We start from the raw sequence: 21,445 nt of genomic DNA, 5'->3' as shown, positions 1-21,445 counted from the left end.
GCATATAGGAGGATGATAGAAAATGGGAGTAGCAGTTGAACGCTTGCGTGGCTCAATTGTACCGATGGTGACACCCTTTAAAGAGAATGGATCTTTCGATGAAGGAACGTTTCGCGAACTCATTGAGTGGCAGATTGACAGTGGCAGTCACGGAATTTCTTGTGCAGGTACGACCGGTGAACCCAGCTCGTTATCAATCGAAGAGCGTGAGTATTTGCTTGAAGTAACGGTAAACGCTGTACGCGGGCGCGTGCCCACCGTTCTTGGGACAGGGTCTACCAATCATGAAGAAACGATGCGCCTAACAAAATTTGCAGAGAAGATTGGTGCAGATGCAGCCCTTGTGATCGTTCCATACTATAATAAACCTTCGCAAGAAGGATTATATCGGCATTTTCGTGAAGTTGCAGATTCTGTGCAAATTCCCATCGTCATTTATAACATCCCTGGTCGCACAAGTGTCAATATGGAGCCGACGACGATGGCGCGATTGCGTAGAGATTGTTCCAATATCATTGGAGTAAAAGAATCCAATAAAAATTTTGAACAAATTAGTCATGTGCTCGCACAGTGTGGACGAGATTTCCATGTGTATTCTGGGATTGAGGAACTATGCTACCCAATGCTTGCTCTTGGCGGTGCAGGACATGTGAGTGCCACGGCGAATTTGATGCCCCGGGAAATTGCAGAGTTGTATAATTTAACAGAGAAGGGGCAATGGGACAAAGCGCGTGATCTACATTTTGAGTTACTAGAGTTAAATCAAGCTTTATTTTGGGAGACAAATCCAGGGCCATTAAAAGCATGTATGGCGATGATGGGGAAAATACGACCTGTGATTCGCAGTCCATTGGCATTGCCATCTGATGAGGTGCAAGCAAAGTTGAAAACGGTACTCGAAAAATATAATTTGCTATAAGCTCGATGACAATCCGTGATCGGCGGTCCAGACAACCTCTTGGATCGCCGATGTGTCTCCTAGGGTGCTTTGTATCAGGAATTATATTACGATTATCTAATCTTAATCGAGAAAGAAGGCGATCGTGTTGACTCTTTCACTTGGAGAATATTCTTTATTTATAGGAGGGAATTGGAGTGAGGGAGTGTCGCAAACGCGGTTTGATGTGATGAATCCAGCAACGGAGACGGTTATTGCATCAGTACCCAATGCGGGACCGCAAGACATGCACAGGGCAATAGAGGCAGCTGTTGCCGCTCAAGTAGAATGGGGCAATAGCGTGGCTGCTTATCGCGCCCAAATACTTGAACAAGCAGCGCGTCTAATGCGTGAACGAGTTGATCATCTTGCAGAAATCATGACCCTTGAGGAAGGAAAGCCGCTTGCAGATGCACGGGGGGAGATTCTTTATGCAGCTTCTTTCCTTGATTGGTTTGCTGGAGAGGCAAAGCGTATCTATGGAGATACGATTCCTTCGAATTCTCCAGACAAGCGCATTCTTGTGATTAAGCGGCCAGTGGGTGTGACAGCAGCGATTACACCGTGGAACTTTCCTTCTGCGATGATCACGCGCAAACTGGGTCCAGCTTTAGCAGCTGGTTGTACAATGATTGTAAAACCTTCCGAGCTGACGCCACTTTCAGCGCTTGAGATCGCAAAAATTTTTGAGGAAGCGGGGCTTCCGCAAGGTGTATTGTCAGTTGTTACGGGGACGGATGCACCTAGCCTTGCAAAGGTTCTCATGGATGACATGCGTGTGCGCAAGATTTCCTTTACTGGTTCAACTGAAGTTGGCAAAATGCTCATGCGTCAAGCGGCCGATACGATGAAACGTGTTTCTTTAGAACTAGGTGGACATGCACCGTTTATTGTTTTTGACGATGCAGATTTAGAGGACGCGGTGGAAAACGCAGTGATTTGTAAGATGCGAGGCATGGGGGAAACGTGTGTTTCTGCCAATCGCATCTATGTACAAGAGGGCATTGTCGATGTCTTTACAGAGAAATTGGCAGCGCGTATGAGTAAATTGCGTGTGGGGAACGGTTTAGAGTCAGGGATTGCCGTTGGACCTCTGATTGAACCAGCTGCGGTTGATAAAGTAGAACGGCATGTGCAAGATGCAATTGCTAAAGGTGCAAAAGTCGTTAGCGGTGGGAGGCGTTATCGAGACCAACCTGGATATTTTTATGAGCCGACGGTACTAGCCGGGGTCACTGAAGCTATGCTTGTGATGCATGAAGAGACATTTGGCCCTGTAGCTGCAATCACTCCATTTCGTACGGAAGAAGAAGTGATTGAGCGTGCGAACCATACGCCGTTCGGGCTAGCCGCCTACTTTTTCACACGTGACATCGGTCGTTTGTTTCGTTTGGCTGAGCGCCTGGAATATGGAATTATCGGAGCAAATGATGGTTTGCCGTCAACAGCTCAAGCCCCTTTTGGTGGGGTAAAACAATCTGGGATAGGTCGTGAAGGCAGTAAATATGGACTCGAAGAGTATCTAGATATTAAGTATATTTCCATTGGCGGTGTTCTCCGGTAAATTATCACTGAAAAACAATGTGCCCTTGCGGAAGCAAGGGCCTTTTGTGTTCTTTTTTAAGTTAGATTATACTAAATAGCAAAATTGCTCGTGAGCGTGGAGGGGTTGCTGATGGATGAAAAACAAGCACGTTCGTTGACCTTGTTGCGTAAAAGTATCGTGTTCGTACTTTATGTGTTAGCAGCGCAATTTATTTTTGGGATGATCGTAAATCTCTATGTACAATTCCCAGGCTCTACTCCGGGCGGAAATGCGATGACGTGGGTGATGCAACATAGTCCGGTGACGATGGCTCACATTTTTATTGGGACCCTTATCGTCTTTTTATCAATGATTGTGATGTTTCTCACCATTTCTTCTCAGGGAAAGTCAGCCATTTTGCTTTCTGTCTTAGGATTCTTCTTTATTCTTTTTTCATGGGGCAGTGGAATGGCATTTTTGACAAATGGGCAGCAAAATATTACGTCTTTTTTGATGGCGCTCGGTTTTATTTTAGCGATTGTTGTTTATGGCATGCAGTTGCGTCTCATACGTCACAGTATGAAAGAACGGAACTAGCACTTAGCTTGATTTTACATGAATAAAGCAAAAAATAACTTGAAAAATGTCGAAGATTGACGGAAAATAAAAGTATTCTTCTTAAGCAGCGACATATATCGAGTGTTTCAAGGCAAACTAACGGAAACGTTAGGGCGCAAAGCCACGGGTCTAAGGGCAGCGAAGCCTATGACAGCCGGGTTGCCGCTTGTATTTACTTTTGGCAACCTTAGCGAAATTAAGGTTGCTTTTCTATTCTATTCAGGGAGAGGGAATGTGTATGCAGACGCATTATATGTTAAATTATCCCAACTCGGGGGGGGGGGGGGTATAATCACCCTATAAAACCAAATAATGTAATATTGCAAAAGCGGTGGGTTTCAGAAGTATTAAAAAAGAAGTCCCTCTATACATTATACCAACCGATTGTCGATCATCGCCGCGGGCAAGTGATTGCACATGAAGCCTTAAGTCGACCCTATCTCAATCAGCGGTTTTTCCCCCCTGATATTTTTTTTAAAAGTGCAGCTCGTTGCAATCAGCAAGCTGCAGCGGATCGTTTGGCATTTGAACAAGCAATTGCCCATTTTCAATATGATTCTTTGTCTTGTAAAACGTTATTTATTAATGTCATCCCAACTAATTTATTGGATGCGCGCTTTGTCCACTTTTTAGAACGGATTGCTGGGCGCTTTCGTCAGCTATCTATGGAACTTGTCATTGAGCTCGTTGAGTATATTCCTTATTGTACAAAAGAAATAGTATCTGCCATCGACAGGCTGCGGTCACAAGGTGTGTATTTTGCTCTCGACGATCTTCAGGAAGATGCTGATTTACCAGATCTGCTCGATAAAGTGGGCAGGATACATCCAGAGTATGTGAAGATCGATAAATCGATGATACAGGGACTTGCACGTTCGATTCAACAACAGAAACAAGTAGAGAGGTTACTTAAAGTCATCCCAGAATCAACGAAAATTGTCGCCGAAGGAGTTGAAGAATGGGAAGACTTACATCTTCTTCGCGAGCTTGGAGTGCATTTAAGTCAGGGATTTTATTGGAGTAAACCTTTGAAAATGTCTGAAACGCCATGGTTATTAGCTCAAATTGAATTGCAAAAAGAGGGGTTGCACAGCATGGTTATGCATAGGGACAGACCGTTTTCTGATGCACAGGTCGTTGCGATGGGGAAGTCGCTTGATCTCCTTTTACTTTCATACCATGTATTTAAAGGTGATCTTTAAAACAGGGGAGTTACACAAATGGGGGGATGGCCCTTGCGGATCATGATTGTCGACGATTCCCTTTTTATGCGAGGTGTCATACGGCAGGTCGTAACTTCTTGTGGTTGGGAAGTGGTAGGAGAGGCATCAGATGGGACACAAGTGCTTCAACTGTATGAAACTTGTGGTCCGGATCTAGTAACAATGGATATTACAATGCCTAAGCAGGACGGAGTTTCAGCGCTAAAAGAGTTAAAAACTCAGCATCAAGAGGCACTTGTGGTCATGATTTCAGCAATTGGACAAAAGGATTTGGTGATGGAGGCCATTCAAGCTGGAGCTGCAGGTTTTGTGACTAAGCCTTTTCAAGCTTATGAACTATGTCAAGAAATTAAAAGTATTATGCGCTACTGGAGGTGAGCGTGTGTTAAAACATTGTAGAAAATGCGGGGGACTATTTTCGAGTTCCGATCCCCATCTTTGTCCGTTATGTTTAGAGGAAGCACAACATACTGTGAAACAATATTTAGAGGTTCATCGAGGGGCTAATGTCTTATCCCTTGTGAGGGATACTGGACTATCGCTTGCAGTGGTAAATCGCATACTCGCTAATGGAAGTATCTATGCTATGCCAAAACAGGGGCCTTCGCACAAAGACTAAAGAACAACCGGCAGTTGGTTTGCGTCGTTATCCTTCCCTACAAACGCACATAATGTTCGTTTTTTGGGGGTTTTATCTGGAAAAGATCACAGATTCTTAAATGTTCTTTCTATAGTCTGCAAAACGTTATAGATCTCTCATGTGCTACTATTTATCTAGCATAAGTGGTTGCTCTATAAAAGCCTTCACTTATCCCTGATTTCCTTGTTGATGCAGAAGCGAATGAAATGGGTTCTGCGAGAGTTCCTTGCGACAGGAAGAAGGTGTACAAATGGGGGTTACTCTGCGTGAAGCTGCAGAACGTTGGGGCGTTTCGATTAATAGTGTGAGACGCTGGGTTAAATCTGGAAAACTGATTGCAAAGATTAGAGAAGGCAATTATGGACAGGAATATGTGATAGAGGAAGCGGAAATAGAACGCTACGAACAAAAAAATGCACATCGGATTACTTCTGTGCCGCCGGTTGAATACAGGCCGATTCCTCGTCCGCATCTGAAAGTAGTCGCAGAAAATTTACAATATCTTATGAAGTATTCTCCTAAAGGATTTGTTTTAACAGACGAAAATCATGAGATTGTAGATGTCAATCAGGTCTTTGTAAAGATGTGCGGATATACACGTGGACAATTAATCGGCCACAAACCTAAAATGCTTGCCTCGTTAGATCATCTAAACGAAATGCAGTATCCGCTTATGCATCAAATGCTTGACCAGCAAGGGTTTTGGGAAGGAAGATTCATCAACCGGCGACCAAACGGGAAAATATGGTATGCACATTCGATTATTACGATGATTCGAATAGGAAAACAAACGGTTGGATACTGGGCGATTGTATCGGCAGAAGATCCAGTGCATACAGGGCTCTGACGCATGCAAAGAGCTCTTATGCACCTGATTAGGAAAGTAGAAAGGGTGTGTTCGCTTGCGCTAGTTATAAAAAAGTATTATAAATATCAATGAATTTATATAATACAAGCGCTTCGCAGGAATTTGGCGGACGCTGCACAGGGAGGCGATGTGATTGTCGCACAATGAAGCAGGGGATGCCCACTCTTTTTATTTGCAACATGGAGAGCCGCTTTTTGACCGCAGAAATGAAGTGAGACTCACTACGCTTACGGAGAAATCTGGGTGAGGATGTAAAATAGGTCCGGGCGACCTGCATGAAGTTTTGTCGTTTATACCACCGGCTGAACCGAATCCTGATCTTCTGGTTGGACTAGATACTTCAGATGATGCGGGCGTCTATCGCCTGACGAAAGATCTTGCAATTGTCCAAACCGTGGATTATTTTACCCCTATTGTAGACAATCCCTATCATTTTGGACAAATTGCGGCGACCAATGCCCTAAGTGATATTTACGCGATGGGTGGTACACCGATCACGGTGTTAAATTTAGTTGGATTCCCAATTAGTAAGTTGGACAAAGCAATTTTGGCGCAAATCTTGCGTGGTGGGGCTGATAAAGTCCGGGAAGCTGGGGCAACACTCGTCGGAGGTCATTCGATCGATGATGGAGATCCTAAATTTGGCATGGCTGTGACAGGAATTATTCACCCCGATCAGATTTGGACAAACGCAGGTGCAAAAGATGGCGATGCACTTATTCTGACAAAGCCAATCGGGATGGGAATTACTTCAAAGGCGATTAAAGAAGGACTTGCGAGTGCGGACGATATTTCAGAAGCAGTACACTGGATGTCGATGCTAAACAAGTACGCAGCTGAAATCGCGCATAATTATCCAGTTCATGCTGTTACGGATGTAACAGGGTTTGGGCTCTTAGGCCATGCGTTTGAAATGATTCAAGGATCGGGTCTTAGTCTCAATTTATTTGCGAAAAATATACCGATGTTAGCAGGGGTTCGCAATTATGCAGAAAAAGGTCTCATTCCGTCTGGTAGTAAGCGCAACCTTGCGTATGTGAAAGCTGCACTCGATGTAGTGGGGCCATTTGATGACATTTTGTATGCGATCCTCGCTGACGCAGTGACATCTGGAGGACTATTGATTGCGCTTCCTCAGGCCAATGCAGATCTGCTTTTGCGAGATCTGCAGGCAAAGGGAATGGAACAAAGTGCTTTGATTGGTGAATTTACTGCGTCTGCGAGCGGGAGAATCCGTGTCATCAGAAACTAATGGATCTTAGCTGTAAACTCAGGAATGTTTCTAGCGCTCCGCCATGTGGTTACTATTTCCTGCAGTGCTGCGACCAGTAAATCAACACTCTCACGAGTCGTTGTACGTCCCATTGTGATGCGCAGGCTTTCTAGAGCTGTTTTGCTACTTTTGCCCATGGCAAGAAGAACATAAGAAGGTTCATGATCGGTCGAACTACAGGCTGAACCGCTCGAAGTGGCAAAGCCAAGTCGATCAAGTTCTAACATCAGAGCTTGCCCTTCGATCTGTGCGATGCTGATGTTCACATGTGTAGCGAGTGCATCTTGTGGATGACCATTCAGTCGACAACCAGCAATTTGTGTGGTCAGTTGCTCGATCAGATATTTACGCAACGTCTGTAGGCGTTGCGTTTCTTGTTCTTGTTCACGGACGGCAAGTTTTGCAGCTTCTGCAAATGCTGCGATGAGTGCCACGTTTTGCGTGGCAGGGCGCAAACCTCGCTCTTGACTTCCGCCAAAAAGCACGGGCAAAAGGCGAATCCCCTTACGCATATAGAGTGCAGCGACTCCTTTAGGCCCCCCAATCTTATGTGCATTTAGTGTTAAGAGATCCACTGCGAGATCAGAGACGCAAATCGGAACTTTGCCATAGGTTTGTACAGCGTCAGAATGCAACCAAATGCCACGTTCGCGCGTAAGTTCGCCAATTTCAGCAATTTTTTGGATCGTGCCCACAACATTGTTTGCATGCATGATGCTGACAAGTATTGTATCAGAGCGCATTTCTGCTCGCACATCTTCTGGGTTGACCTGTCCATTCTGGTCTACAGGGATGCGCGTGACGCGAAATCCTTCCCTTTCAAGTGCGTCACACGTTTTTAGCACAGAGGGATGTTCTATGCAGCTTGTAATGATGTGGTTGCCTTTTTTGAGTTTGCGCAGGTGCCTCGCGGCACCAAGAAGCGCAAGGTTGTTCGATTCTGTCCCACTACCTGTAAAAATGATTTCAGAACTCATTGCGCCGATCGAGTCAGCAATCACCTGTCGCGCCGTTTCGAGTGCTTCTTTTGCTGCATAACCAAACTGATGCAGGCTATTAGGATTACCAAAGTCTTCGACTAGGTAGCGTTGAAGAATATCCAAAGCCTCCATACGTAGCGGAGTGGTTGCAGCATGATCAAAATATTTGCGAATGTCTAGCATAAAAGAAGTCTTCCCTCTTTTTTATCGTTTTGTATATACTATAGACTATATATCAGTATTGACAATAAGCAAGGATTTTAAGATTCATAGCAGGAAACTCATACGGGATGATTCGCTCATGTCCATTGAAAGGGAGTAGGGTCGTATGGTTTTTCATTCTGTTTCGCTTGATCCGATCTTGGAGACAACGAGAGCACCCATGGAGTCCATGGAATTGGATGATCGCATTGCGACAGCAAAAGCGACACTTGGTCGTGATGTGGTCATTGTGGGGCACCATTATCAGCGCGACGATGTCCTGCAGTATGCAGATTACAAAGGTGACTCCTTACAATTGGCGCGCATCGCAGCGACACTTACAGAAGCATCTTATATCGTCTTTTGTGGTGTACATTTTATGGCGGAAACCACAGATATTTTGACGTCTGACCGGCAGCGAGTTATTCTTCCAGATTTACGCGCAGGCTGTTCGATGGCAGATATGGCAGATATTCGAGAAGTGGAAGAGAGTTGGGAATATCTTACTGATCGGTTTGGGGCGTCCATTCTTCCAGTGACGTATGTGAACTCAACGGCTGAGGTCAAGGCGTTTGTTGGACGACATGGCGGACTTACAGTCACCTCATCAAACGCCGAGCGCATACTTGCTTATGCGTTGAAGGAGCGGGCGCGCGTGTTATTTTTGCCGGATCAGCATTTGGGTCGCAATACAGGGGTGAAGCTTGGAATTTCTTTGCGAGATATGAGCGTATATAATCCACAGGAGATGGAGTTGGAATTCCCTCATGGTGAAGGGGAATCGTTGCTCATATTGTGGAAAGGGCACTGCTCAGTGCATCAAAAATTCACACCGAATCACGTGCGCGAAGTTCGCAAAAAGTATCCAGATATTCGCGTTTTGGTACATCCCGAGTGCATGTATGAAACGGTCCAATTATCGGATGCGAATGGCTCTACAGATTATATTATCAAAGCCGTACAAAGTGCCGCGCCTGGATCCAAATGGGCAATTGGAACAGAACATAATTTAGTGAATCGGCTGGCGAAGGAACATCCGGAACAGTTTATCATTTCATTGAATGAAATGGTTTGTCCGTGTCTGACGATGAATCGAATTGATCGACCTCATTTACTTGCATCTTTAGAACATTTGATCGAAGGCAACCCACAAAATATTATCTCAGTACCTTCGAGTGTTCAAGAGATGGCAAGAGTAGCTATCGACCGCATGTTGGCTCAGTCTTGATCGCCTCAAGGAGCATTGGGAAACGGCGAACTAAACACCTATTGTGTTCGTTCGCCGTTTTATGAGGATTTAGCTATTTTACACTGTTAAGTAAATCATGTTCCAATTGTTCCACGACGCGCTTGGCGTCTTTAATGCAATCTGGAATGCCTAGCCCGCGATAGGCCGCTCCGGCAAGATAGATCCCTGGAAAGGACACGAGATCCTGATCAATTTGGCGCAGGCGATCTAAATGTCCGACATCGTACTGTGGCATGGATGACATCCAGCGTTTGATTTCGACAAAATCAGGGCTCTCTGGTATGCCCATGCTTTCCTTTAATTCCTCTAAGGTTGCTTTGAGTAAGTGTTCATCGTCCCATTTCAATGCTTCTTCTTGACCGTCACGTCCGACATAGCAGCGAATTAAAAGATTTCCTTGCTTGGAAGCGTGACTCCACTTGTTGGATATGATCGTACAGGCTGTTAGGTTGCTGCCTTCCGTACGCGGTACAAGATATCCTGAACCCGATATTGGAAGAGCAAAAGCGCGATTGTAGCCAAGAGAGATGGTGGCTGTCGAAGCATAGCGAATGGATTGTAAATGCTCTACCGATACACCAAGTGGAGAAAGGATTTCTGCTGCCGCGAAGGCGGGTGTAGCGAGAATGACGGCATCCGCCTGAAGGTACGAAGTCGCCCCCTTTTCCATGATTTTTATTGTATAGTTTAAGTTGGATTTTATAATTTCCATGGCTCGTGTTTCTGTGCGCAGATCGGCAAAATCGCGAATTTGCGTAACTGTGCGTTCAATCAGTTGCTCTAGCCCGCCCTTAAGATTGATAAACATGGGTTGAGCAGGAATAGTCGGCCTTTTCACCACTTTTTTCTTTTGTGATAAAGCCCCAATGATTAAACTGCGGTGTTTTTCGTATAAAGTTCTCCACATAGGCATTGTGGCATCAAGACTCAAACGGTCGATGTCTCCGGCGTGAATTCCAGCAAGCAGTGGAGATGCGATGAGGTCCACGACCTCATCGCCAAGGCGCTTGCGCAACAATTTACCTAATGCTATATCGGCTGGATAAGGTTCAAAAGGTAACACTAAGTCAGCTAGAGCGCGCAGTTTACCTTTCATGCTCAACAACTGCGTTTTAGCAAAGGCTCCTAAATCGGTGGGTACTCCCGTATTAACACCTGGGGGGAGTGGCTGCAGGCGATGATGATGCCATACAAAAGTGCCTCCACTGGGATTTGCTGGTACAATCTCATCTGTTAAGCCAAGTTCATGTAAGAATTCAATTCCAGCTGGTTTGCGTGTATAAATTGAGTCTGGGCCGAGTTCAAGTAGGTACTGTTCCGTTTTTCTCGTATGAATCTTTCCACCCAAACGATGGTCTTGCTCAATCACTGTGCAGTGAATGGGGAGGATTCCTGCATCGTGTAATTTACGCAATTGATAGGCGGCGACAAGTCCAGTAATCCCTCCTCCAATAATAACTACATGGTGTTCGCTCATGGTTTTTACCTCATTTCGTTTGCTCGAGTACAAAACGCGTGCTGGTACCCGTTGTTTTATGAAAAGGGCGGGTGCTTTCATAGTTGTCGATCGGCGGTGCTAAGGGAATTGTCCTATTAGCATACAACGTTCACTAAAGACAGGCAAAGGGAACGAAGGGTCTCATCCTTTTCTCGATTTTTATTTTGCGGATGATAGCTAGCTACACTTGCTGCGAGATTCTGATTTACAGTTGTTTTAAAAGTATTCCTGATGTTATAAAAGTTAAACTTATGATATAATGTAATCTAATTATCAATATTCAGAAATTGCTTAGTTTATTATTGAAAGGTAGGTGACTTTTCTTTTACATATAGATGGGGGTGGAAATAGGAACGTTGTCTATGTACATAAACTCCTCGTAATACTTAATGGCATTCATAAATGCGTTCCATATTTTTAGATAAGTTGGAGGAATTTCTATGAAGCAATCGAGTTTTAAAAAAGATTTATCTTTATTAGACCTTACGATGGCTTCTGTGGGAGGCATAATCGGATCAGGTTGGCTCTTTGGTTCCTTATATGCAGCGCAGGATGCAGGTCCGGCATCGATTATATCTTGGATTATAGGCGGAATTGCCGTTCTCTTAATTGGCTTTGTATTTGCTGAATTAGGAGGCATGTTGCCTGAATCAGGGTCCATCGCGCGCTATCCTCATTATAGTCATGGTCATATTACTGGATTTATTATGGGGTGGGCTGCGTGGATTGCTTATGCAGCGGTCCCAGCAGTTGAAGCTGAGGGGGTTATGCAATATGCGTCTTTCTGGATTCACGGTCTTTGGAATGCAAAGACGAATTTACTCACAGGATTTGGTCTCCTTGCTGCAGCGGGGTTAATGTTAATTTTTTTCTTAATTAATTACTTTGGTGTTCGTTATTTTGCGCGAGTAAACACAATGGTCACAATCATTAAACTCGTTATGCCAGTGATAACGATTCTTGCATTTGTATTCTCTGGTTTGCATTGGAGCAATATGACGCAAGCAGGGGGATTTGCTCCCAATGGATCTTCTGGTATCTTGGTAGCTGTCGCAACTTCTGGTGTCATTTTTGCGTATTTAGGATTTCGTCAGGCTGTTGATTTTTCGGGAGAAGCCCGTAATCCACAGCGAGATATCCCCATTGCCTTGTTCTTATCGATTCTCGTTGGGATTTTTCTCTACGTACTCTTAGAAGTCGTATTTGTTGCAGGAATTGAGCCTTCTTCGCTCTCGCACGGTTGGGCAAACGTATCTTATAATGCGCCTTTTGCTGAACTAGCGGCGAGTCTAAATCTCGGGTGGCTGTCTATGCTTTTATATGCTGACGCGGTACTATCTCCTGCAGGAACTGGAAATGTATATATTGCATCGACCTCTCGCGTTCTGTATGCGCTTACTAAAAATGGGTATTTTCCTCCGGTGTTAGCAAGAGTGAGCCCCAAAACTGGAATACCTAATTTTTCGCTTTTTGTGGCCTTTCTCCTAGGACTTATTTTTCTGTTGCCTTTTCCTTCTTGGCAGAATTTAGTTGGCTTGGTTTCTTCGGCTACTGTCTTTACCTATATCATCGGACCGGTTTCGTTGGCGGTCTTAAGGAGAACAGCATCAGAAGCGAAACGACCTTTTTCTTTAAAGGGGTATTCGGTCATTGCACCTATTGCATTTGTCATTGGTTCGATGATTATTTATTGGACTGGTTGGAATACAGATTGGAAACTTATGGTCTCTATTCTTGTCGGTGTGATGTTGTATTTGCTCTTTTCAGTTGTCCTTCCACAACAGATAAAACGTCCAGATCGTCAAGCGTTTAAAAGCGGTGTTTGGCTCATTATGTATCTATTTACTATGCTTCTCCTCACGTATGTTGGGTCGACAAAATTGGGGGAATTTAAAAATTATATTCCCTATCCTTGGGATCTCGTGGTAGTGACGGTAGTCTCACTCGGTTTTTACTATTGGGGTGTAGCGAGTGGGTATCGTACACACGAGGTGGGGGAAGCAATTACGGCGCTTGAGCAAAGTGCCTATGAACATGAATCTAGACAATTGGACAATACGTTATCCTCTAAGCTGACAAGTGTATTTGTTGTACTCATCGCAATTGTTATTCTGCTGGCTGCGATTGTTTTCATGCAAACGAGTTCCTTGATGCACTACCTTGCAACAAACTCTCATTTTTCGAGGCAAAATGCGTTGGGACTTATTCTCCAACTAAGAACTGTTAGTGTTGTTACTTATTCGAGTATTATTCTATTTAGTATAGGGTTAATTTACTATTTGCGGCGTGTTTTACGGCCCATTCGCCTGATTGCCAACCATTTGACGCAAATTGCACAGGGAGATCTACGCATAAACGCTCTCCCCTCTAAAACAGGTGATGAGATCGGGCTGCTCATGACCTCAACCAATTTGATGGTTGAGAATCTACGATTGTTGTTGCTTGGACTTCATAAAAGTTCGCATCAGTTAACAGCTGCATCACAGGAGACAGCTGCATCTACGGAAGAGACAGCAGCGTCAATTGCGGATATTGCACAGCAAACGCATGGGCTTACAAACATCTCTGCACAGGGTATTCAAACCGTGCACCAGATTTCACAAGCGCTTTTGCAATTATCTGCTCTGATTGAAAAGGCGCAAGAAAAAGCAGACTCTGCAAGATCCATTTCTAATCGCACTCGTGACGTTGCGCTTTTAGGAAAAGATAAGGTCGATCAAACCATTGCGAATATACGAGAGATTCAACAGAAAACGACGCAAACGGAAAAAAGCATGATGGAATTACAAGAGTACTCAAAACAAATTGACCAAATTGCTAGCACGATTAGTGATATCGCGGAGCAAACCAATTTACTGGCGTTAAATGCATCGATTGAAGCTGCGCGAGCAGGTGAGCAAGGGAAGGGTTTTGCAGTTGTTGCTGCTGAAGTGAGAAAATTGGCAGAGCAGACGCGTGTTGAATCGGCACGTGTAGGGAATATTCTTTCGCACATTCTTACGATTTCAAATGCCAGTGTCATTGCGACTAAAGAGAGTCAAACGGCTGTCACAATGGGAGTCGATATGGCCGTTCAATCTGGACAAGCACTTGAAAATATTTTGTCTGCTGTAGAACAGACAAACGAAGAAGTCGAAGGGATGGATCAAATCACACAGGAAGAAGTGAAAAACTCAAATGACATTGTAAACTTGATGGCGACCGTTGCTGAAATGGTTGAGAAGACAGCGAATAGCGCGCAAAGTGTGGCTGCGTTGACGACTGAAATGAATGCCGCGATGGAAATCATCTCTTCTAATACACAGCAATCAAGTCAGCAGGCACTCCACTTGAACGAACTGATGTCACAATTTCAAGTAGAAGGCTCTTTTGCCGAATGAAATTTTTAAACTACAAGGAAAATAGTAGAAGAATTAAAGCGAAATTAAATAAATACAAGATAGAATCAAGGTCATTCAGAGATAAGGGGGACTGACCTTGAACAGAATTTCATTCTTTAAGACAAGTACAGTGACAGTCGCAATCTTAGCCATTCCATTGGCAGGCGGAGTGCCAGCTTTTGCTGCAACAAATTCATTTGTTAGTCAGTACCAAGAAAAAGCAACTATGGAGCAGTCTTTGTTGCAAAAAGCGCAGGCTTCCTCGGTGACAAATGCAACAATTGAAGCATTATTTTCGACGGTTACTCTCATTAATACACAGGTGACTGCTCTTTATGCTTCTTGGCAAGCCTTACAAAGCGGGATTTCATCGATCCCACACGCACCAGAGACTTCTAGTGAAGCCAGTTTGCAAATGAAACAATTAACGTCTGAGCGCATAGAGATTTTACAAAAGCTAAATGCTGTATGGAAACTGGTCATTTCTTATGACCATCATCCTCATAGAAAAGGTTTATTGCACACAGCGCTTGAGGATCACGCACGACTTTCGGGGCAACTTGAACGCATTGATCGACAGATTGCCGCACCGAAGAAAGATCATGGGGTTCAATATTGGGTTACGCATCCCTATGATTCAGGTTATGGTGGTCTACAAAATGACATTTTACGCTTGCAGCAATCAGCCATTCATTATACGCGAGAAATGATTACGCTTGAAAACAGCGGGACTACTCTACCAGAAACTACAATAGTTTCTTAAGGTTATTCTGCTGGAATTCTAGTAAGAGTCCGTATGATCAGTGATTTTACACGTCGTACGGACTCTTTCGAAAAACAGAGGTTGAATTCGCAGTCTCTACTTGAGGCGTGTGCTTATGAACCGTATACTTGATGTAGCAATCTGTGAAAGCTCAATCACATTGGACATCAAGATATGGGGAGACGCTGTAATGAAAATATCGACCAAAGGTCGCTATGGGCTGATGTTGATGATCGATTTGGCACTTCATGCATCATCTGGAACCCCGATCGCTCTAAAATCGATTGCTGAGCGACAGGGATTATCCGATCACTATCTGGAACAATTGATCGCAGCGTTACGTAATGCTGGTCTTGTCCGCAGTATACGTGGGGCTTATGGTGGCTATATGTTGGGTCGATCCCCAGCTGAAATTACGGTTGCAGACATCATTTTAACATTAGAAGGTCCCCTCTCTTTAGTAGATGATGAGATAGACGATGGCCTGGCTCAACTTTGGCGCCGCATGGAGGACAGTTTACTGTCTGTCATGAATGTGATGACCCTTCAAGATCTTGTAGAAATGCATGAAAGAGGCAGTGGGAATTATATGTATTACATCTAGTTGCTTCGAGAATGAGTGATTTGACAAGGGGTCAATACATGACAAACTTTAGCGACGGTTTTTTATTTGAGCAAATTGCCCGTTTACTCTTTGAGGCGGAGACAGTGAAAGAAGCTGCGACTGCGACCGCGGCAAAGTTAAGAGAGATATTAGGATTGCATCGGGTCATCTTCGTTGACACGTATACGGGTTCTCCGCGAATCATCGCCTATGCAGGAGACGAAGATTTTACAGCAGAGTGGATCGAAGATTATTTTCTTAGCAAGAAGGAAGAGTTGCACCATTTATTAAAACTTACACAACCATTATTTATTCATGACTATATACATCACGAAGGTGCGCTTAAGGCGTTTGTCGAAACAGGTTCAGTTTCTGTTGCTTTGATTCCGTTTGTAGGACGAACGAAGAGTGAGCTTGGACTGATTACAATGCATCGCAATGCCCAAACACAACCGTGGGATGAAACAATTGAAAGAATTCTTGTGGCTGTAGCGCAATTGATTTTTATGGGGATACAACGTCTTTATTATCTTGAAGAACATCAGCGCTTGCTATATACCGATGAACTTACTGGTGTAGGCAATCGACGCGCGTTCATGTTAGATATGGAAACTCATTTATCTGCGAAAGATCCGTTTTGCCTCGCCATATTCGATTTTGATGATTTTAAATCAATTAATGATAACTATGGCCATTTAGCAGGTGATTTTGTATTGCAAAAGGTATCAAACGAACTGCAGCGTTTGCTTGGAATCGAACATAAAGTTTACCGACTCGGCGGCGATGAATTTGCAATTTACTATGCATCTGACCAATTGACAGAAGTAGAAAATGTGTTGCAACGTTTGATTTCTCAACTGGATTTGAGCAGTTTAGGGGAGATGTCATTTCGCGCGGGATTTTCTCTTGGCTATGCGAGCGCGCAAGAGTCAAATTGGAATCTCGATCAGCTGATTTCTATTGCAGATAAACGGATGTATAGACAAAAGCGAATGGGGAAGCTGGATAAAGAGGGGCGGTCCTAAAGATGAGAATGTTTGATTTAAGTGTTCCGATTAGCAATCGTGCGGCTGAACCTTTTCCACCACGCATTGTATATCATGCACACGAAGAAGGAGCTCGTCAGGCGGCTGAATCGCTCGGTGTTCCAATCGACGCATTTCCTAATGGAAGAGCATGGGCTGTCGAAACGGTCACACTTAGTACACACAACGGCACGCACATGGATGCGCCCTATCATTATGGACCCATTTCCGAAGGCAAACCGGCTCGCACGATCGATCAGATTCCCCTCGAATGGTGCTATGGGGACGGTGTTTTGCTTGATTTTAGCGAGAAAAAACCTGGGACTAGCATCGAGATCGAGGATGTCGAAGCAGCTCTCAAGCGCATTGATTATACGTTAAAACCATTGGATATCGTTTTAATTCGGACAGATGCAGACAAAAAATTTTATGATCCCAGTTACTTTACTGCACATGCTGGAATGAGTGCATCTGCAACTCGCTATCTTTTGGAACGGGGCATCCGTGTTACAGGGACAGACGGATGGGGCTGGGATATTCCGCTCAATCTGCAAGTGGAGCAATATCGTGCAACAGGGGATGCAAGCGTATTGTGGGAGGCGCATTTTTTAGGCACAGAAATAGAATATCTACAAATCGAAAAATTGGCCAATCTCGATTTATTGCCACAGCCGTTCGGTTTTAAAGTGGCTGCTTTTCCTATCTTGATTGAAAATGCTTCTGGCGCATGGGTACGGCCAGTTGCCATCTTTCCATAGAGAATGGGCAGATCAGGTATTGATCTGCCCATATGCGAAGAATAAATGCGAATCACTCCGTGTGCCTTGCTCCTTACGCGAATCTTATTCGGCTTTGGCATCGGTGGTTTTAGGTTTAGATAAGGGTACGGGTTCGTTAAACTCACCATTTCCAGATGCGTATGCAATATACTCAATCTTGCAGACTGTGCAGTAAAAAAGCTCGTATTCAGGGGTAAAAGCGGTTTGTTCGAGATGGCCCTTAGCTCCGCAATGTGGACACAACATGATGCCGCCTTCTTTCTTTGGATAAGAGTGGAGGATGCTTCTTTATTACAACATATTGATGGCTTTCTAACAAGAATTCATTAGATGGGGGACGAAGAAAGTGCGAAATACTCTGCAGAGAGTATCGTACAACACTCGTCCTTTTGTAATAATACCTAACACAATCGGGTTGGTAAAGAGTAATTCTTGTTAAATTCATGGTTTGTCGCAAGGGATTCATGAAAGTGTTCGCCCTTATGTTAGATTACATTACATAAAGAGTTGACAATAAGCGAATTTTATGTTTAACTATTCTCAAGAACCAGATCTACGTCAAGCTAATTTTACAGATTATTTAAATAAATTAAAAAAGGGGGTGTGTACATGATGTTTTCATGGGTGGGAATTGTTGGGTTGGTTGCGTTAGCTTACGGAATTGGTCTATATGCGAAGTCGACAGAGATTCATTACTGGCGACAACACTTAAAAGAAACTGAAAACGAGGTCGTGTGGCCGACCAAAGAAAGAAGATGACTGCCTTGTCTCAGTTTATCCCTCTCAATCGCGCCTCTCACCAGTGAATCTGCAGAAACTAGCTGCTGGTCACGGTGAGAGGGCGATAAGGGAAAAATTAGCCGCGCAATCTGAATTTCTGTAGTTTTCCAGTAGATGTTCGCGGGAGAGAAGTGACGAACTCATACTCTTTAGGAGTTTTAAAATGTGCTAAGCGCTCGCGACACCATTCATTCAATTCGTCAGCAGTTACAGTTTCACCTGGCTTGACAATGATAAACGCTTTGGGAACTTCTCCCCACTTTTCGTGTGGAATGGCTACGACACCTGCTTCCATGACTGCAGGGTGTTGATACAGGATATCCTCTACTTCAATAGAAGAAATGTTTTCGCCACCAGAAATAATCACATCTTTTGCGCGATCGACAATTTGAATATATCCGTCGGGGTGAACAACGGCGAGATCTCCTGTATAGAACCAACCATCACGAATCGCTTTTGCAGTTTCTTCTGGTTGCTTGTAATATCCAGCCATTACAACATTGCCTCGCGTTACAATTTCTCCAATTTGTTTCCCGTTCCATAAGACCTCTTGTCCATCTGGGAGCACGACCTTTGTTTCTCCGTTATGAACCATTTCCACGCCTTGTCGCGCCTTGATTTCAGCGATTTGAGTTGGGGATAGATCATTAAATGAAGATTTCCATTCGCAATAACTGATGAGCGGAGAGACTTCCGTTAGTCCATATACATGCGTAATCTCCATATTTAACAGTTGTTGAGATTTTTCGATGACTGCGGCAGGTGGAGGTGAGCCGGCAGTGGCAAAACGGATGGCTCGTTTTGGTTTATAATTTTTCATTTGTGGCGCGTGCAAGAGCATGTTAATGACTGTTGGCGCGCCAAAGGCAACCGTGATCTCTTCGTTCATAAAGAGTTGCAAGATGAGTTCAGGATCCACTTTGCGGAGACACACATGCGTTGCGCCTACAGCGGTGAATGCCCAAACACTCCCCCATCCATTTGCATGGAACATAGGTAAAATATGGAGATATTGATCTTCGTGGACGATACGCATGTGAAATAAGACGTCAGCGGCATTCATATAGTTATTGCGATGCGTCAAGATAACTCCTTTGGGACGAGACGTGGTTCCGCTCGTATAATTAATGGAGAGTGCTTGGTTTTCATCGATTTCGATAGAAAATGGGGTAGCAGTCGCAGTTTCTAGTAATTGTTCATACTCGTAATCTACAGACGTGGCTGTCACATTTGGTGAGCTATGGTGCACGACTTCAATCATGATTTGTAAGTTTTGTACAGAGTCCTTCATCGAACTCATGAGATCCATATATTCACGATCGGCAATCATCGCCTTTGCATCGCTGTGTTCGAGGATGTATGCGATTTCTTCAGCATTTAAGCGCGTATTAATAGGTACCATGACGGCACCGAGTTGCGCAATCCCGTAAAAACACTCAAGCATTTGGTGGATATTTGGCAACATAACAGCAATATGGTCATTCGTACCCAATCCTAATTTATGCAACGCATTTGTCAATTTCCAAGTCCGATCGTTGAACTCCTGGTAGGTAAAACGTAAAGGACCATCAATGATGGCGATTTTTTTCGGATATAATTTCGTGGCCCGGCGTTTCCAATCAAGTGGTGTCAGTGGAGTAATCACGCGCGTACCTCCTTTATATAGTACAAGATATCGTGTAGCATACAGAAACTTTATGGCTCTTATTCTATCAGTATATAAGGATCATTCAAGCGTTTTCAAAAATTTAATCGCATGTTCGAGTAATTCTCAGTGAATCGATGAGTTCATTGAACCTTTTGAAGCAATCTCGAATAGAATAAACAGGGGTGAAGGTATGGATCTTTGCTTTGCTGTGATTGGAGATCGTGGATTTTGCAATCGTGCCAAGGAACTCACTGATGCATTACAATCAATTGCAGAACCGTTTGTGATGTGGAGTGGATTGTATAGAGATGTAGACAAATTTCTTGATGTAGAACTACTTTCCGAAGTTCCGGATTTTGTGGATTGCATGGTAATAGGAGAAGAAAAACCTTCTCATATGGAGTGGATTGATTATTTCATCGCGCAGTTAGGAATTCCGATTCTGTGGCGCACTTGTGAGCTTAAACGTCTTGTATTAGGGGAGCGGATCGCGCGACCGCTTGAAAAATATCGCTTGTATGAATATGCTTTGCGTCTTGCGCCTGACCGTTTGAGAGTCATGCAAGAAGGGACGCGATTTCAATATATATCCATGTTGCAAAAGACGTTTAGACCCCAAATCGAGTTGTCGTCCATTCTCCCCTTGTTACATGATCGATCTCATTCCTGTCCATTTACTCCTTCTGCTCATCCTTTAGTAACGATTGTGATCTGTACATACAATGAGGAACGGCGAGTAGGAATAGCACTGCGATCGGTTCTTGCACAAACCAATGAAAACTGGGAATGTATTGTAGTCGATGATGGGTCGACAGATCATACTCTTGTCAGCGTGCGAGAATTTTGCGATCCGCGGCTGCGCATAGAAGTTTTGCCTGTAAATCAAGGGAAAGCGCATGCCTTAAATGTGGCACTAGCCAAAGCAAGGGGGAAGTGTTTTTTGGAATTGGATGCAGATGATTGGCTTGATCCTCAAGCAGTCGCTGTCTTCTCTGCAGAAATGGAACGACTGCCGCATGATGTGGGTCTCTTGTCTTCACAATATCATGAGTGGCGCGAAACGGTTCGTGGTGAGCTTGTATATCGCGGAATTGCGGGGAAAGAAGCGATTATGATATCCAAAGATTGGGCCAGAGTGCCAATTCCACGGTGTTATCGGACAAGTGTCATTCAAAAGTTAGGTGGATTCTCTCTTGCAGATTCTTCTTTTGGACGCCTCTATGAAGATGTTGCCATGACAATAAAAATAATTCACAAGAGCAGAATTGAGCGTTTGCAGCAGCCCCTTTATCATCGGGTTATTCGCAGGGCAAGCGTGAGTCAGGTATATGCAAGAGCGTATCAAAAGTGGGCGCAGGACAATCTTGAGGAATGATTAAGTAATGTTCTGTTTACTTGAAAGACGCGAAAAAGTTAGAGATAATAAGCTCTTAAAGGTGCTTGCGATTTTGTGT

General features: G+C 44.1%; 18 protein-coding genes and 1 riboswitch. Of the genes, 15 read left to right on the top strand and 3 right to left on the bottom strand.

The features are described from left to right. Positions 1 to 22: 22 nt before the first annotated feature. The 7 genes from hpaI (at position 23) to selD (ending at position 7,063) form a co-directional block, all read left to right on the top strand. Positions 23 to 919 carry a 2,4-dihydroxyhept-2-ene-1,7-dioic acid aldolase gene (hpaI, locus tag BM613_RS08450; protein ID WP_109430741.1) on the top strand — a complete coding sequence of 299 codons (897 nt, stop codon included), beginning with the start codon at positions 23 to 25 and terminating at the stop codon, positions 917 to 919. 184 nt (positions 920 to 1,103) lie between these two features. Next, positions 1,104 to 2,501, top strand: a complete 1,398-nt coding sequence (locus BM613_RS08445) for an NAD-dependent succinate-semialdehyde dehydrogenase (protein ID WP_281267843.1) — start codon at positions 1,104 to 1,106, stop codon at positions 2,499 to 2,501. A 111-nt stretch (positions 2,502 to 2,612) separates the two neighbouring features. Next, on the top strand, positions 2,613 to 3,059 hold the full coding sequence (locus BM613_RS08440; RefSeq protein ID WP_109430740.1) for a hypothetical protein: 447 nt from the start codon (positions 2,613 to 2,615) through the stop codon (positions 3,057 to 3,059). Between the two features lie 101 nt (positions 3,060 to 3,160). Next, positions 3,161 to 3,247: riboswitch (cyclic di-GMP riboswitch) on the top strand. Positions 3,248 to 3,400: 153 nt separating this feature from the next. Further along, positions 3,401 to 4,282 (top strand): EAL domain-containing protein, encoded by an 882-nt coding sequence (locus BM613_RS08435; RefSeq protein WP_181362986.1) that lies wholly within the window; start codon positions 3,401 to 3,403, stop codon positions 4,280 to 4,282. Positions 4,283 to 4,300: 18 nt separating this feature from the next. Then, positions 4,301 to 4,681 (top strand): response regulator, encoded by a 381-nt coding sequence (locus BM613_RS08430; protein WP_109430738.1) that lies wholly within the window; start codon positions 4,301 to 4,303, stop codon positions 4,679 to 4,681. Between the two features lie 488 nt (positions 4,682 to 5,169). Continuing rightward, positions 5,170 to 5,790, top strand: coding sequence for a PAS domain-containing protein (locus BM613_RS08420; RefSeq protein ID WP_181362985.1), 621 nt, complete (start codon positions 5,170 to 5,172; stop codon positions 5,788 to 5,790). A 232-nt stretch (positions 5,791 to 6,022) separates the two neighbouring features. After that, a complete protein-coding gene (gene selD, locus BM613_RS08415) occupies positions 6,023 to 7,063 on the top strand; it encodes a selenide, water dikinase SelD (protein WP_109430775.1) in 1,041 nt (346 codons plus the stop codon). Here the strand turns inward: selD and BM613_RS08410 are convergent. Next, on the bottom strand, positions 7,060 to 8,247 hold the full coding sequence (locus tag BM613_RS08410; protein ID WP_109430735.1) for a cysteine desulfurase family protein: 1,188 nt from the start codon (positions 8,245 to 8,247) through the stop codon (positions 7,060 to 7,062). The two genes, selD and BM613_RS08410, sit on opposite strands and share 4 nt — an antisense overlap. Positions 8,248 to 8,392: 145 nt before the next feature. Here BM613_RS08410 and nadA point away from each other — a divergent pair, with 145 nt between their 5' ends. Further along, positions 8,393 to 9,493, top strand: a complete 1,101-nt coding sequence (gene nadA, locus BM613_RS08405) for a quinolinate synthase NadA (protein WP_109430734.1) — start codon at positions 8,393 to 8,395, stop codon at positions 9,491 to 9,493. A gap of 73 nt (positions 9,494 to 9,566) precedes the next feature. On the opposite strand, the gene hemG is transcribed toward nadA, so the two are convergent. Then, positions 9,567 to 10,991, bottom strand: a complete 1,425-nt coding sequence (gene hemG, locus BM613_RS08400; protein ID WP_181362984.1) for a protoporphyrinogen oxidase — start codon at positions 10,989 to 10,991, stop codon at positions 9,567 to 9,569. A gap of 461 nt (positions 10,992 to 11,452) precedes the next feature. Here hemG and BM613_RS08395 point away from each other — a divergent pair, with 461 nt between their 5' ends. From BM613_RS08395 to BM613_RS15035, 6 genes are all read left to right on the top strand, one after another. After that, positions 11,453 to 14,392, top strand: coding sequence for an amino acid permease (locus BM613_RS08395; protein WP_109430732.1), 2,940 nt, complete (start codon positions 11,453 to 11,455; stop codon positions 14,390 to 14,392). A 97-nt stretch (positions 14,393 to 14,489) separates the two neighbouring features. Next, a complete protein-coding gene (locus BM613_RS08390; RefSeq protein ID WP_109430731.1) occupies positions 14,490 to 15,155 on the top strand; it encodes a hypothetical protein in 666 nt (221 codons plus the stop codon). 190 nt (positions 15,156 to 15,345) lie between these two features. Continuing rightward, positions 15,346 to 15,759, top strand: coding sequence for an RrF2 family transcriptional regulator (locus BM613_RS08385; RefSeq protein WP_109430730.1), 414 nt, complete (start codon positions 15,346 to 15,348; stop codon positions 15,757 to 15,759). A gap of 38 nt (positions 15,760 to 15,797) precedes the next feature. After that, positions 15,798 to 16,784 carry a GGDEF domain-containing protein gene (locus BM613_RS08380; RefSeq protein WP_181362983.1) on the top strand — a complete coding sequence of 329 codons (987 nt, stop codon included), beginning with the start codon at positions 15,798 to 15,800 and terminating at the stop codon, positions 16,782 to 16,784. Between the two features lie 2 nt (positions 16,785 to 16,786). Further along, positions 16,787 to 17,542 (top strand): cyclase family protein, encoded by a 756-nt coding sequence (locus tag BM613_RS08375; protein ID WP_109430728.1) that lies wholly within the window; start codon positions 16,787 to 16,789, stop codon positions 17,540 to 17,542. A 630-nt stretch (positions 17,543 to 18,172) separates the two neighbouring features. Next, on the top strand, positions 18,173 to 18,322 hold the full coding sequence (locus tag BM613_RS15035; RefSeq protein WP_181362982.1) for a hypothetical protein: 150 nt from the start codon (positions 18,173 to 18,175) through the stop codon (positions 18,320 to 18,322). A gap of 97 nt (positions 18,323 to 18,419) precedes the next feature. Here the strand turns inward: BM613_RS15035 and BM613_RS08365 are convergent, their stop codons facing one another. Next, positions 18,420 to 19,988, bottom strand: a complete 1,569-nt coding sequence (locus BM613_RS08365; protein WP_109430726.1) for a long-chain-fatty-acid--CoA ligase — start codon at positions 19,986 to 19,988, stop codon at positions 18,420 to 18,422. Between the two features lie 193 nt (positions 19,989 to 20,181). Between BM613_RS08365 and BM613_RS08360 the strand changes: the two genes are divergently transcribed. Beyond that, positions 20,182 to 21,366, top strand: a complete 1,185-nt coding sequence (locus tag BM613_RS08360) for a glycosyltransferase family 2 protein (RefSeq protein WP_109430725.1) — start codon at positions 20,182 to 20,184, stop codon at positions 21,364 to 21,366. The last annotated feature ends 79 nt before the right edge of the window (positions 21,367 to 21,445 follow it).

This window comes from Sulfoacidibacillus thermotolerans (assembly GCF_003144315.1).
Lineage (GTDB): Bacteria > Bacillota > Bacilli > Alicyclobacillales > SLC66 > Sulfoacidibacillus > Sulfoacidibacillus thermotolerans.
Note: the sequence above shows the minus strand (reverse complement) of the source record. Positions and strands in the feature narration are given on the sequence as shown.